Origin of the sequence: Shewanella sp. SM23 (assembly GCF_025654295.1) — a bacterium.
Taxonomy (GTDB): Bacteria; Pseudomonadota; Gammaproteobacteria; order Enterobacterales; family Shewanellaceae; genus Shewanella; species Shewanella oncorhynchi.
Window position 1 is genome coordinate 487,252 of sequence record NZ_JAKKRM010000001.1, and the last position, 12,031, is coordinate 499,282.

The window sequence follows — 12,031 nt, forward strand, 5'->3', positions numbered from 1 at the left end:
TTTATTTCCGTCATGTATACTAGGCGCCGCCAAGGGGTGTTTGTTGTGCATTAATGTTACTCTGATTTTAACGTTAACGGCTGCAAACTGAGATGTCATCTGACGAACCCTTAGAACCTGATCCGGCTAATACCGGCGTAGGAATGGGCCAATTAACAGCACACTTCTGAATCGCTTATTCGTTGCCGGATCTCAAACATTATATTTGAGGTCCTATGTCAAACCGTAAAACGTCAAACCATCAATCCCCATTTTCAACCGTATCGCCAAGCTTATTTTTAGCCCGAGCGCCGCTGGCATTAGCCATCGCCGCAGCGCTGAGCACCCCTGTTTTTGCACAAACCGACGCTATCGATAAACCTGATCCCAGCCCTGAGATGGAAGTCATGGTGGTGACGGCGGATTTTCGCAGTTCAAGTTTAGAAAAAATGCCTTCAAGCATTACCGTTATCGACAGTCAAAAAATTCAAGATGAAAGTGCGCAACACTTTGAAGATCTGCTTAATTCTATCGCCAATTTTAACTGGTCAGGTGGAAGCTCGCGGCCGAAATATTTTCAAATTCGCGGTGTAGGGGAGCAGGAACAATACCAAGGTGCACCTAATTCTTCCGTGGGCTACATCATAGATGATATCGATTTATCCGGTATTGGTATGGTGTCGAGTATGTACGATTTACAGCAGGTCGAAGTGCTTCGTGGACCGCAGGGGACGCGTTACGGCGCGAATGCCTTAGCGGGATTGATTTATCTGAAAAGTAACGATCCCACCGATGTGTTTGAACATGGCGGCGAAGTGTCGTTAGGCGATGATGATTTACGCACGTTTAGCGGTTTCAGTTCTGGCCCATTAACGGATTCTGGCAAGCTGCTTTATCGTGTGTCAATGCAGCAACATCAGCAAAATGGTTACCACGATAACCTGTATTTAGGCCGTGATGATACCAATGGTCGCGATGAATTCAGCGGCCGCGCTAAGCTGCGCTGGTATGCGACAGATGATTTGCAGTTTGATTTAACTGTGCTGCATGCCGATTTTGATAATGGCTATGATGTGTGGAGTTTAACTAATTCACCAACTCAGACAACATCGGATCAACCGGGTGTCGATAGCCAACGCACCACAGGCGCGGGTTTTAAAGCGACCTATTCTGGCGCAGAAAACTTCGAATTAACTTCGTTAACCTCTTTTGCGAATACCGATCACCATTACAGTTACGATGGCGATTGGGCTAACTCAGAATATTGGGCCTCTAAGCAATGCAATGATGACAATGGCAATCTGGCGCCGTGTCAATACGATTATTTTTGGGATAAAACGGGTCAGCGTAAAACCGCGTCGCAAGAGTTTCGCCTAAGTTCTACCGAGCAGGGCCGTATTTTTGCAGAGAGTACTGATTGGTTGCTTGGTGTGTATGCCATGAATCTGAAAGAAGATAACCAATTGTATTCTGAATACAATGCTTGGCCGGATGAAGTCTTAGACTCAGAGTATGAGGCGACAAACTATGCACTGTTTGGCCAGCTTGATACGGATTTGGGCTCAAATTATGCTTTATCTGTGGGTCTACGTTTAGAGCGTCGCAACAGTCATTACTCTGATACGAATAACGATAATTTCGACCCGAGCGAAACCATGTGGGGCGGTCATATTGCTGTGAGTAAAGTGCTGAACGACTCACACAATGCTTATATCCGAGTCGCACGCGGTTACAAGGCGGGCGGTTTCAACATGACTTTGCCCGTCGAATTGAACGATAAAAAAGAGTTTAGTACTGAGACGCTCTATAACTATGAAATCGGCCTTAAATCCCATTGGTTAGCGGGACTTATCGATACTAATTTGGCGCTGTTCTATATGGACAGACAAGATCAACAGGTGGCTGCATCACAGCAAGATCCCGATAAACCACAGCGTTTTATCTTGTTCACTGAAAATGCAGGCAGTTCGAATAACTATGGCGCTGAGTTAGATGCAACCTGGTATGCCACGGATAATCTGCAAGTTTACTCAAGCTTAGGTTGGTTAGAAACGGCCTACGGTGACTACCAGTATCAGGACAAATATGGCACTGAGGTGGATTTAACTGGCCGCGATCTAGCCCATTCTCCACATGTTACATACAGCCTTGGCGGGACTTATCGTGCTAATTCGGGTTGGTTTGCTAACCTGAATCTTAGCGGTAAGAGTGAATTCTATTATTCAGACAGCAATGAATCCCGCTCTGAACCCTACACTATCGTCAATGCCCGCGTAGGTTATGAGGCGAGCGCATGGTCGGCATATTTATGGGGACGCAATCTGTTTAATGAAGAATACGGTGTGCGTGGCTTCTATTTTGGCAATGAGCCAGATAACGGTTGGGCGGAAAAGCAATATATTCGTTACGGCGATCCGCGTCAGGTTGGCGTAACCTTTAACGTTAAGTTTATGTAATAGCTCATTTTAAAGTGAGCACAATCATTTAAGTGTAACTGAACTGTAGCCCAGTGTTTGGGCTACAGCCTTACTTCAGAATATCAAGGAATTAAAATGAAACTGACCGCAGAAATTAGCATGTATCCCTTTAATGAAAATTACCTCGATCCTATCAAGTGGTTTATTGGCCGCGTGGATAGCTATCCCAATATCGAGCGCGTGACTAATGCGATGGCAACTCAAGTGTGCGGCGATTATTTAGATGTGATGACTATGCTAGCGACCGAGATGCAAGCGGCCCATGAGAAGTGGGGCAAGGCGGTATTTGTGTGTAAGTTTATCGGTGGTGAGCTGAATTTAGCCCACAGCGAATAATGATTGACCGCCATGTAAGCGACAAATAGGCAATGAGAACAACACTATGACAGATTTATGGTTAACCTTGGTCGAGAGCGTTAATACGGCCTTTGGTGAAGTCCATGTGATGACAGTATGGGAAGCCCTCGCGGTATTGTTGGCGATGGCATATTTACTGCTGGCGATGAAGGCCAGTGTGTGGTGCTGGGCGGCGGCCTTTGCCAGTACCGCCATTTACACTGTGTTGTTTTGGAAGGTGTCGCTACTGATGGAGTCTGTGCTTAACGTCTATTACATGGCAATGGCGCTCTATGGATATTGGCTCTGGACCCAAGGTGGTGATAAGCATCAAGGCGTAAAAGTGACCACTTGGCCATTGAAAACCCATTTAAAGTTGATGGCAGCGACGGGTGTGATTTCGCTTTTGGTTGGTCACGGTATGGCGACGTATACCCAAGCCGCATTCCCGTATCTTGATGCGGCGACAACCTGTTTCGCCGTGATGACGACTTATTTAGTGGCAAAAAAGGTACTTGAGAATTGGCTTTATTGGGTAGTTATCGACATAGTGTCGATTTACCTTTATCTCAGCAAAGGCTTGATGCTGACATCCTTGTTATTCGTGCTTTATGTGGGTCTGGCGGTCGTGGGGTATTTCCTGTGGCGAACCGCGTTAGCCGACGCCCGTGAAGCTAATACCTTGAAGTTACTCAGTTAATGCTCGATATAAACGCCTCGATGCAACGCTCAGCAGGCGAGCTATTCAAAGCACTTTACCCCATACTCAAAAGTGCAGGGCTAGTTAACGTGTTAAGTATTCATGAGCTTGCGGGCGGCTTAAGTAATCACAACTATAAAATCACTACGCCCACAGGCAGTTATGTGCTGCGGGTGAATGCGGATGCGGCGGACAGTTTTTGCAACCGCCAGCAGGAGCGTTTTTACTGGCAGCAATTGGCTCAAGCTAAACTTGCTCCTGAACTGTTGTGGGTGAGCGAAGATGAGCGTTATTACCTCAGTGATTTTATTGAAAGTGATTTTATTGAAAGTGACGATATTGAAAACGAGGTCTTAATCCACTGGCCAGCGTTAGAGCGCCAAACGAGTGCTGCTGATTTTGTGCTGGGGCAATCGACGTTTAATTATTTACAGTATCCGGCAGCAGAACAAGAAACGCACCCTAACCAAGCCCATTGTTTGCTATTGGCGTTATTGCTGCAATTACGCGATCTGCCTACAGGGCCTTATGCTATTAGCATCACTGAGCAGTGGCAGGAATATCACCAGCAAATGCTTGCCTATCAGACTTCTGCAACATTTAGTGAGCCAGTATTAAGGCGACCTGTGCCATTGAAGCAGGGTAGTGATATTGGTGATAGCAATACTCACGATTGGAATGAGCGGGTGGCTAAGCTGCTTGCAATTCAAATTGAAATCAAACATTGGTGTGATGAGTTAGCAGCCTGCATAATCAAGCCGCAGTTTTGCCATCGCGATCTTAATCCCCATAATTTGTTACTCAAAAGTAACCGCTTGTGTTGTATCGATTTTGAGTATGCGACGGCGTCGCATCCACTGTGTGAGTTGGCTGTAGTGTTAGCGACCCATGCGTTAACACCCTATCAGCAAAGTGTTTTGGTGAAACAGTATCTGAGTGGACATCCTTATGTTACTGCACAAGCCGTAACGGCAGTGCCTGCCGCTATTGACATGTATTGGGTATTTGCTTGCTACTGGGCATTATTGATGGCAGCGCAAACAGAACCCAGTCGTAGCGCCGACTACCTTGCTTGGTTTGATTGCTTCTGGCCGCTGATCACCCCCAAATAGTCATTATTGCGTGTGCTTAGTTTCCATCTGATGATAATGGTTCATTCCCTTATGGCATTGACCGCGCTATGGTGGGACATGCGGGTAGAACATACTGAAAACCTTTATTAGACAAACTTGTTTGATATAAAAAGCAACTTTATATAGTCTCAAGCGTCTTATTAGCAACAATTCTAGGATGGATTATTCAGTATGAAAAAAGGCGTGATGCTACTTGTGTGTCTCTTAGGCTTAAGCGCCTGCTCCACTAAATTCAGTTACCATTTCCTTGACTGGGCCATCGGCTGGGAGCAAGAGGATTATGTTACCTTAGATAAATCTCAGCAAAAGGCATTTGATGCCCTCATTGAAAAATTTGTCATTTGGCATCAATCCAAAGAGTTAGCTCATTATGTGGTGCAATTGACCGAAGTCGAAGGCCTCATAAAAACCAATACGTTAACGCCAGTGCTATGGGCAGATCATGTGAATATTGCTAAGCGGCATTGGTTTCGATTGTTTGAGTTCGCCTTGCCCGAGCTTCTACCTATCATAATGTCTTTGTCCGATGAACAGGTGAAGCAGATCCTCACAAAATTACGGGAGGAAGAGCAGGAGCTCGTTAAAGAATTTGCGGGAAAAACCCCTGAACAGTTACAAAAAGATGCCGATGAAAACCTTCAAACCCAATTTGATGATTGGCTTGGAAGTGTAACTGTGGAGCAAAAAGTGCTTATTCACCAATATAATCAACAGCGTTTATCCACCTTAGATATGTGGCTTGAGTACAGACACGAATGGTTACGCCAGTTTGAAGTTGCACTGGGTCAGCGCGCCGATAAAACATTATTAACCGAGCGTTTAACCTTGCTGATGACGCAGCCCGATGAGCTTAAGTCAGAACAACATAAAGTGTTTTTACGTAAAAATACTGAGGCATTTGGGACTTTGTTGTTGGCGATGAATGCGAGCTTATCGGAGCAGCAGTCTAAGCATTTTTATAAAAAGTTAGGTGGGCTCATTCAAGATCTCAAGGAACTGAATCAGGAAGCGATTGAAAAAGAAGCCTAGGTCATGAAAGATTTATTGCCTTGCTAGGGTCTATTTCTGCAAGCCAATAAATCAGCCTACTAACGACTAAATAGAGACCTTATGCCACTCGTATCCCTTTACCAGAAACTACTCAATATGAGCCGCTATTTCGAAGGCTTAGCGCCATTAGCCCTTAGGATTTACCTTGCACCTGTGTTAATGCAAGCAGGCTATAACAAGCTCGCTCACTTTGAAGATACGGTTGCTTGGTTTGCCAATCCCGATTGGGGCTTAGGTCTGCCAATGTCGGCGTTAATGGCAGGACTGGCGGCGGGAACTGAGTTCTTTGGCGCTATCTTGTTACTGCTTGGGCTCGCGACGCGACTGATTTCAATCCCTTTAATGGTCACTATGTTGGTCGCCGCATTGACTGTGCATTGGCCAAATGGTTGGTTAGCGATTGCCGATGGTAGTTCTTGGCTTGCGAATGACAGAGTGATTGAGGCAGGGGATAAACTGATAAAAGCCAAAGAGTTATTGCAGGAGCACGGTAACTATGACTGGCTGACCAGTTCAGGTAATTTTGCTGTGCTTAATAATGGTATTGAGTTTGCGATCACCTATTTTATTATGTTGTTGACACTTTTTACCTTAGGCGGTGGTCGTTACACTAGCCTAGATTATTTCATCGCTAAGCGCTGTAGGATTAAGTAAGTCTTTCTCAAGCGGGCTCAATTGTTAACTGCATCGGATTTTCAAGCGCATTTAATTTTTAAGTACACTCGATGGTAAGTGCACTCAACAAGTTAAATCCCACTCAAGCGGTGGGATTTTTTTATGCCTCTTTGTCAGCAATTTGCTATGCTTGAGCGCAATTTATATCGAACTAGGATAAGAACTTGGACGCTATTGAACTTTTACTCACTCGCCAATCAACTCCACGATTAACTGCTCCTGCTCCAGATGCGAGTCAATTAAAAATCATCTTAGATGCTGCCATTCGTGTGCCAGATCATGGCGCCCTAGCACCATGGGAATTTATTATTTCCGTAGGAAAAGGGTTAGATACCTTGGCAGATATCTTTGTTGAGGCAGCGAAAGCGAGCGGCGCCGACGAGGATTTTGTCAATAAAGCTAAGGGCATGCCAATGCGTGCGCCTATGGTGATTACTGTCGTGGCGAAAACGCAGCAACATCCCAAAGTCCCCGTACTTGAACAGCTTATTGCAGCGGGTTGTGCGACCATGGCGATGCAGCAGGCTGCCTTTGCCTTAGGTTTAGGGGCAGTGTGGCGTACAGGGGATTTTGCCTTTGATGCGAATGTGAATGTTGCTTTAGGTCTTGAGCCACACGATCAAATTGTCGGCTTTTTGTATGTGGGTACGCCAGCCGTTACTGCTCCTAAGAAACCGCAAAAGGACGGCAGTCAGTACGTCCGTTATTTATAAATCCGCCCCTCTTTTTTAGTGGAGAAATTCTATGCAAGTTGCGCGTACTCCTAGACTCATCCTGCGGCAGTTAACCCCAGCCGACGCTTCTTTTATGTTAGTCTTGCTCAATAGCCAAGGCTTTATAGAGAATATCGGGGATAGAGGAGTACGCACACTTGTGCAGGCTAAGGATTATATCGTCAATGGACCGATGAAAAGTTATGCCGAGTGCGGTTTTGGTTTTTATGCTGTAGTGCTCGCCGAGAATGGATTCACTATTGGCATCTGCGGTTTAATCAAACGGCCGACACTGGACAATGTCGATATAGGCTATGCTTTTTTGCCGCAATATTGGGGCAAGGGCTATGCATTCGAAGCGGCTAAAGCTTCTATGGACTTAGGCAAAAGCCTAGGAATAGCGCGTATTGTCGCGATTGTGAGTGCCCATAATAGTGCTTCAAAAGCTTTGCTGAACAAACTTGGATTACACTTTGAGCGTTGTTTGCAGCTTAGTGATCATGATGCGCCTGTTGAACTGTTTGGTTAACGTTAACGTGTTGTTTATATAGGTTTTTATTTTATTGTAATTCCGTCTTCTTTATTCTAGAATTTCGCAAAATTTATCGTTGAGATATGGCAATCATATCTCTTATCGACGCCCCTCGAAAATCAGGCTCACTTAATCCCTCCTTGAGCCCTTGAGTACAGCAAAAGCGTAGCCCTTTTTTGGATGTAGCATAATGGTTTCGCAATTAAGTGAAGCAATGCTGGACGTGATCGCTGATGCCTTGGTAGACAAAGGCTATATCTTTTTATCTGACTTAGTTCCTCTCTGTATTAGCCAAGTACTATTGGAAAAAATTCAATCAACTGAAATATATGAATTAAAAGCTGCCTCTATTGGTCGAGGTTCTGAACAGCACTTAAATCCAGACATTCGTCGTGACAGAATACAGTGGCTAGAAGAGCAAAATGAGCCTGATGCCCAGTATCTTGAGTTGATGACACAACTCAAAAATGGCTTGAATCGTCGCTTGTTTATGGGCTTATTCGATTATGAAAGCCACTATGCGGTATATCAGCCTGGGGCCTTTTATAAAAAACATGTTGATGCGCTAAAAGGCAGCCAAAATCGTATTTTAACCACAGTGTTTTTCTTAAATCCTGACTGGAAAGCGGCAGATTGTGGTGAGTTGATTATCTATGATGAAGCCGATATTGAGATTGAGCGCATCGCGCCTAAAATGGGCCATTTTGTGATTTTCCTCAGTGAGCGTTTTCCCCATGAGGTGACCAAAACCTTGGCCCAGCGTAATAGTATTGCGGGCTGGTTTAGGGTCAGTAACAGCGTGCATGGCTTTTAACTTTAGCTTTTAACTTCACCAGATAACAAACGCCTAAATGCTGCCCACTGGTTTAGGTGTTTTTGCTCTCGATTGCCGCTTTTGGTCATCACCAATCACTTATCGCGACTGCGCAATGTCATTGGCTATTTCTCGGATATTGATTGGCCATCACGGCGTGTTCTTCCGCAGCAGTATTTATTCCAACCTGTTTTAACTGCCTTGTACTCATTTTTTCAAATTTTTTTACACTCTTAAGCTTTAGGTAATCTAAGCCGCCGAAAATGGAATGAATTTGTCCAATCATGCTGAAAATAGGGTGTTTTTTTATTCTCGTTTAATGTTAGGCTAGATAAAAACGTGCGCTACGACACACTTTTCTATCATCTAACGGAGGCGATACTGTGGGCTGTGAAGATAACTTAGGTTGTTTAAGTGGTGAGCATATTGTACTTGAGCCCTTATCTTTGTCCCATGTGGCGGCATTGAGTCTAGCCGTCACAGATGGTCAACTTTGGCGTTTATGGTTTACCAGTGTCCCTGAGCCAACTGAGATGAAGCTCTATGTGGCTAAAGCACTCGAAGAAAAAGCGCGGGGCCAGAGTTTTCCCTTTGCGGTGCGGGATAGAGTGTCAGGGGAAATCGTCGGATGCACGCGAATTTGCAACTGGGAGTCTGATAATCGCCGTCTTGAGATTGGATACACTTGGTATGCTAAACGTGCCCAGCGCACTGGGATTAATACTGAAGCTAAACTGCTGTTATTGACCTTTGCTTTTGAAACCTTAGACGCCATTGCCGTTGAGTTTCGTACCCACTGGCATAACCAAGCTTCGAGACAAGCCATTGCAAGACTGGGCGCTAAGCAAGATGGTGTATTGCGAAATCATAAGATTCTTAAGGACGGCACTATCCGCGATACCGTGGTGTATTCCATTATTGATACCGAGTGGCCAACGGTGAAAAACAGTCTGCAATTTCGATTGCGACAACGACCGCCAACACTCTAATGATAAATAGGAAAAGCCCATGGCAAGCATCATAACTCGAGTAGATGTGACTCATGTCCATGAGGTTGCAGTGTTATTCAATGAGTACCGACAGTTTTATGGGCGTAGGGATGATCTCGCGGCTGCGGAGCAGTTTATTTATTCAAGAGTGTCAGATGGCTCATCGGTGATATTTATAGCTAAGGATAATCAAGGGCTTGGATTAGGTTTTGTTCAAATGTATCCCAGTTTTTCATCGTTACGTTTGGCCCCTATGTTGATCCTCAATGATGTGTATGTGACTCAACATGCCCGATGTGTCGGTATTGGGCGGGCATTAGTGCTACAGGCCGCCAGTTATGCCAAAGCGCATAATATGAGTTATTTGATGTTAGAAACACAGCAAAAAAACCAGCGCGCGCAGGGCTTGTATGAAGGTTTAGGGTTTGTGTGTAACCAAGATTTTTATATCTACGAACTTGAGCTCCACCGAGGGCTTGAGTAGGTTTATTTATGGCGATTAAAAGGAAAAGTAACATGTTAACTCAGGTAAAAACGTTAGTATTAGGTGGTTTAGTCTTAAGTGCCAGTACTGCAGTTTGGGCTGATGAAGCAGAAAAAGCGTTTAGTAAAGAAGCCATTGAATGTGCCGCTTACTATCAAATTAGCTCAGAAGCCATTGGCGCGATGAATGCACCACAAATGCAGGCCGTGGGTGAGCGTTTAAAAAGTTCTAAAATTGAGTCTGAGAATTTAGCTAAGAAATACAGCTCTGAAGCAGAGGTCACTCAAGCGGTTGCCGATGCTAAAGCCCGTCAAATCGAAAGCTTAGGGGGGGCAAGCAACTTAGGTGCGTTAATGGGTAAATATAAAGAAGAATGTAAAAACCTGTTAGCCGATCCACAAAAGCGCTTAAATTATTGGACTATGGCGACGATGTAATCGTAGGTTTTAGTCAGGGTAATCGTTTACGGATTGTGAAGAGAAGGAGCCTGATGGCTCCTTTTTTGCGTTAAAGTACAAGCACTAAGGAGCTGATGGGGTCATTCATATTGAGTCGGTTTCCCCATAGATTTTAGCCCCGTTTGGTTTAGGGGCTGAGAACCAAGTTGCTTATTTTAGCTCGGCTGAAACTCAACCGCAGTTTTTAGGGTCCTAGTTACATGGCCAAGTATTTAAGCCTTCGGTTTAAATTCTCCTCAGTTTTAAATTCTTAGTTCCGTTACGATATTCAAAGATAATCAAATATGAGTACTAAATAGGAGCACTATGGTATTAACAATAATGGCAGCGACTGTTTTGAGTGCTGGAGTCTGTGGGTACCATTTAATCTATGGTAAGCGGGTTTTATTAGCACCACTCTTGAAGGCGAATGTGTCACAGCAAAGCAAGCAAATGCTACTGTGCTTATTTCACTGCCAATCGGTATTTTTTGTGGTTTCAACGGCTGCACTTTTAGCCTGTGCACTAAAGGTAATCCCTGGGATGTATGCCTTTAGCCTGTTGTTATTCCTCGGGATGAACTATGGGATCTTTGCGATTTGGCAGTTTTACATTGCCACTCTGAGTCCACCAAATAGTGGTCAGATGATCATAGTGCAAGCGCTGATTTTCTTACTCATTGGTATTTTGGCTATGTTAGGGCCACTCTTGTCTGCCGCGTAAATTGCTCATGAGAACTTGATAAATCATCGCGATTGAAGCGTAAGAGTTTGAAAAACAAACAGTGAATTATGGGGTTAATTGAATACCGTATTGGGCGGCGAGTTCAGCGAGTTTACCATTATTGATGAGCAGTTCAATCCAGTGTGAGAGCCTTTTGCTATCGAGCTGTGAACTGGGGTTGAGTAAAATGCCATTGGCGTATTTTTGGTCCCATTCATCTGATATTAAAAGTAATTTTCTCTCTTCTGGATGAACCTTTAAATAATACTGTAAGTAAGAGTTAGTCACGGGCGCTAGGTCGGCGCGTTCACGTAGAATACTTTCGATAGAGGCGTTATTGTGACTGACGAACAAGGGACGAAATTGCTTTGCCAGCGTATTCGCATCGGTTTCAAAGTGGGCAAACTGGTAGTGATATCCTTTGATGAACGCAATTGACTTGTTGGTTAAGTTTTTGAAATAGCTTTGGTTATGAGCTTTAGTTTTAAGTGCAATAAAGACTTCACCATCTATCATATGTAGCGGAATAAACTGAGTCGCTATTTTTTGCCATCCCCAAGCGGGATTCTCAAAGAGCATCATGTCGAATCGACCTAAGGAATAGGCTTTATATCTGTGCTCAATACTGGTGACGGCAAATTTAAAGACCACTTCTTGTTGTACTTGATTTAATGCATTAATGATATCGAGTGTGAGACCTGTGTAACGGCTGTCTTGTTGTTGATGGACATAGGGAGCAAATTGATAACCACCGACATGAATTGTCGGAATTGACTCGGGAATCGCTGGCGACTGAACTTTATCTTGGGCGATAGCCGTGGTAAATGCGCTAATGCTTAAGGCTAAACAAAAGAGTAGACGACACAACTGGCTCAATATCATAGTCACCCCTTGTTATTTTTAGCATGAATGATTTTTTACAAGTATACACAATTTAATTTGTTCAATGCTGTCGATAAAGTGCGAATTTTAAATCTGTCATAGTAAGC

General features: G+C 44.3%; 14 protein-coding genes and 1 riboswitch. Of the genes, 13 read left to right on the plus strand and 1 reads right to left on the minus strand.

Features of this window, described 5'->3' with window-relative positions:
- Nucleotides 1–22: 22 nt before the first annotated feature.
- A riboswitch (TPP riboswitch) is annotated at nt 23–161 on the plus strand.
- 54 nt (nt 162–215) lie between these two features.
- The 13 genes from L5L98_RS02135 to L5L98_RS02195 all read left to right on the plus strand — a co-directional run bounded on the left by L5L98_RS02135 (nt 216) and on the right by L5L98_RS02195 (nt 11,042).
- Nucleotides 216–2,435: a TonB-dependent receptor gene (locus L5L98_RS02135; RefSeq protein ID WP_263138250.1), complete on the plus strand. Its 2,220-nt coding sequence runs from the start codon at nt 216–218 to the stop codon at nt 2,433–2,435.
- A 96-nt stretch (nt 2,436–2,531) separates the two neighbouring features.
- The gene (locus tag L5L98_RS02140; protein WP_028760297.1) at nt 2,532–2,792 is read left to right on the plus strand and encodes a hypothetical protein; all 261 of its coding nucleotides are present in this window, start codon (nt 2,532–2,534) and stop codon (nt 2,790–2,792) included.
- Nucleotides 2,793–2,838: 46 nt separating this feature from the next.
- A complete protein-coding gene (gene pnuC, locus L5L98_RS02145; RefSeq protein WP_105252816.1) occupies nt 2,839–3,492 on the plus strand; it encodes a nicotinamide riboside transporter PnuC in 654 nt (217 codons plus the stop codon).
- The gene (locus L5L98_RS02150; RefSeq protein WP_263138251.1) at nt 3,492–4,604 is read left to right on the plus strand and encodes a phosphotransferase; all 1,113 of its coding nucleotides are present in this window, start codon (nt 3,492–3,494) and stop codon (nt 4,602–4,604) included. The genes pnuC and L5L98_RS02150 overlap by 1 nt, the downstream gene beginning before the upstream one ends.
- Nucleotides 4,605–4,796: 192 nt before the next feature.
- A complete protein-coding gene (locus tag L5L98_RS02155; protein WP_263138252.1) occupies nt 4,797–5,654 on the plus strand; it encodes a DUF6279 family lipoprotein in 858 nt (285 codons plus the stop codon).
- 81 nt (nt 5,655–5,735) lie between these two features.
- The gene (locus L5L98_RS02160) at nt 5,736–6,329 is read left to right on the plus strand and encodes a DoxX family protein (protein ID WP_263138253.1); all 594 of its coding nucleotides are present in this window, start codon (nt 5,736–5,738) and stop codon (nt 6,327–6,329) included.
- A 185-nt stretch (nt 6,330–6,514) separates the two neighbouring features.
- Complete coding sequence (locus tag L5L98_RS02165; RefSeq protein ID WP_263138254.1) at nt 6,515–7,063, plus strand: NAD(P)H nitroreductase; 549 nt, start codon at nt 6,515–6,517, stop codon at nt 7,061–7,063.
- A gap of 31 nt (nt 7,064–7,094) precedes the next feature.
- A complete protein-coding gene (locus L5L98_RS02170) occupies nt 7,095–7,592 on the plus strand; it encodes a GNAT family N-acetyltransferase (RefSeq protein WP_263138255.1) in 498 nt (165 codons plus the stop codon).
- Nucleotides 7,593–7,785: 193 nt separating this feature from the next.
- The gene (locus tag L5L98_RS02175) at nt 7,786–8,409 is read left to right on the plus strand and encodes a 2OG-Fe(II) oxygenase (RefSeq protein WP_173496565.1); all 624 of its coding nucleotides are present in this window, start codon (nt 7,786–7,788) and stop codon (nt 8,407–8,409) included.
- Between the two features lie 383 nt (nt 8,410–8,792).
- Nucleotides 8,793–9,398: a GNAT family N-acetyltransferase gene (locus L5L98_RS02180; protein WP_105252763.1), complete on the plus strand. Its 606-nt coding sequence runs from the start codon at nt 8,793–8,795 to the stop codon at nt 9,396–9,398.
- 19 nt (nt 9,399–9,417) lie between these two features.
- Nucleotides 9,418–9,882, plus strand: a complete 465-nt coding sequence (locus L5L98_RS02185) for a GNAT family N-acetyltransferase (protein ID WP_263138256.1) — start codon at nt 9,418–9,420, stop codon at nt 9,880–9,882.
- 32 nt (nt 9,883–9,914) lie between these two features.
- Complete coding sequence (locus L5L98_RS02190; protein ID WP_263138257.1) at nt 9,915–10,319, plus strand: hypothetical protein; 405 nt, start codon at nt 9,915–9,917, stop codon at nt 10,317–10,319.
- 327 nt (nt 10,320–10,646) lie between these two features.
- On the plus strand, nt 10,647–11,042 hold the full coding sequence (locus tag L5L98_RS02195; RefSeq protein WP_105252761.1) for a hypothetical protein: 396 nt from the start codon (nt 10,647–10,649) through the stop codon (nt 11,040–11,042).
- A gap of 66 nt (nt 11,043–11,108) precedes the next feature.
- Here L5L98_RS02195 and L5L98_RS02200 read toward each other — a convergent pair whose 3' ends face one another.
- Complete coding sequence (locus L5L98_RS02200; RefSeq protein ID WP_263138258.1) at nt 11,109–11,924, minus strand: substrate-binding periplasmic protein; 816 nt, start codon at nt 11,922–11,924, stop codon at nt 11,109–11,111.
- Nucleotides 11,925–12,031: the final 107 nt, after the last annotated feature.

Bases quoted from the DNA above. Each gene is read 5' to 3' on its own strand.
- L5L98_RS02135 (WP_263138250.1), top strand. From the start codon at position 216: ATGTCAAACCGTAAAACGTCAAACCATCAATCCCCATTTTCAACCGTA.
- L5L98_RS02140 (WP_028760297.1), top strand. From the start codon at position 2,532: ATGAAACTGACCGCAGAAATTAGCATGTATCCCTTTAATGAAAATTAC.
- pnuC (WP_105252816.1), top strand. From the start codon at position 2,839: ATGACAGATTTATGGTTAACCTTGGTCGAGAGCGTTAATACGGCCTTT.
- L5L98_RS02150 (WP_263138251.1), top strand. From the start codon at position 3,492: ATGCTCGATATAAACGCCTCGATGCAACGCTCAGCAGGCGAGCTATTC.
- L5L98_RS02155 (WP_263138252.1), top strand. From the start codon at position 4,797: ATGAAAAAAGGCGTGATGCTACTTGTGTGTCTCTTAGGCTTAAGCGCC.
- L5L98_RS02160 (WP_263138253.1), top strand. From the start codon at position 5,736: ATGCCACTCGTATCCCTTTACCAGAAACTACTCAATATGAGCCGCTAT.
- L5L98_RS02170 (WP_263138255.1), top strand. From the start codon at position 7,095: ATGCAAGTTGCGCGTACTCCTAGACTCATCCTGCGGCAGTTAACCCCA.
- L5L98_RS02175 (WP_173496565.1), top strand. From the start codon at position 7,786: ATGGTTTCGCAATTAAGTGAAGCAATGCTGGACGTGATCGCTGATGCC.
- L5L98_RS02185 (WP_263138256.1), top strand. From the start codon at position 9,418: ATGGCAAGCATCATAACTCGAGTAGATGTGACTCATGTCCATGAGGTT.
- L5L98_RS02190 (WP_263138257.1), top strand. From the start codon at position 9,915: ATGTTAACTCAGGTAAAAACGTTAGTATTAGGTGGTTTAGTCTTAAGT.
- L5L98_RS02195 (WP_105252761.1), top strand. From the start codon at position 10,647: ATGGTATTAACAATAATGGCAGCGACTGTTTTGAGTGCTGGAGTCTGT.
- L5L98_RS02200 (WP_263138258.1), bottom strand. From the start codon at position 11,924: ATGATATTGAGCCAGTTGTGTCGTCTACTCTTTTGTTTAGCCTTAAGC.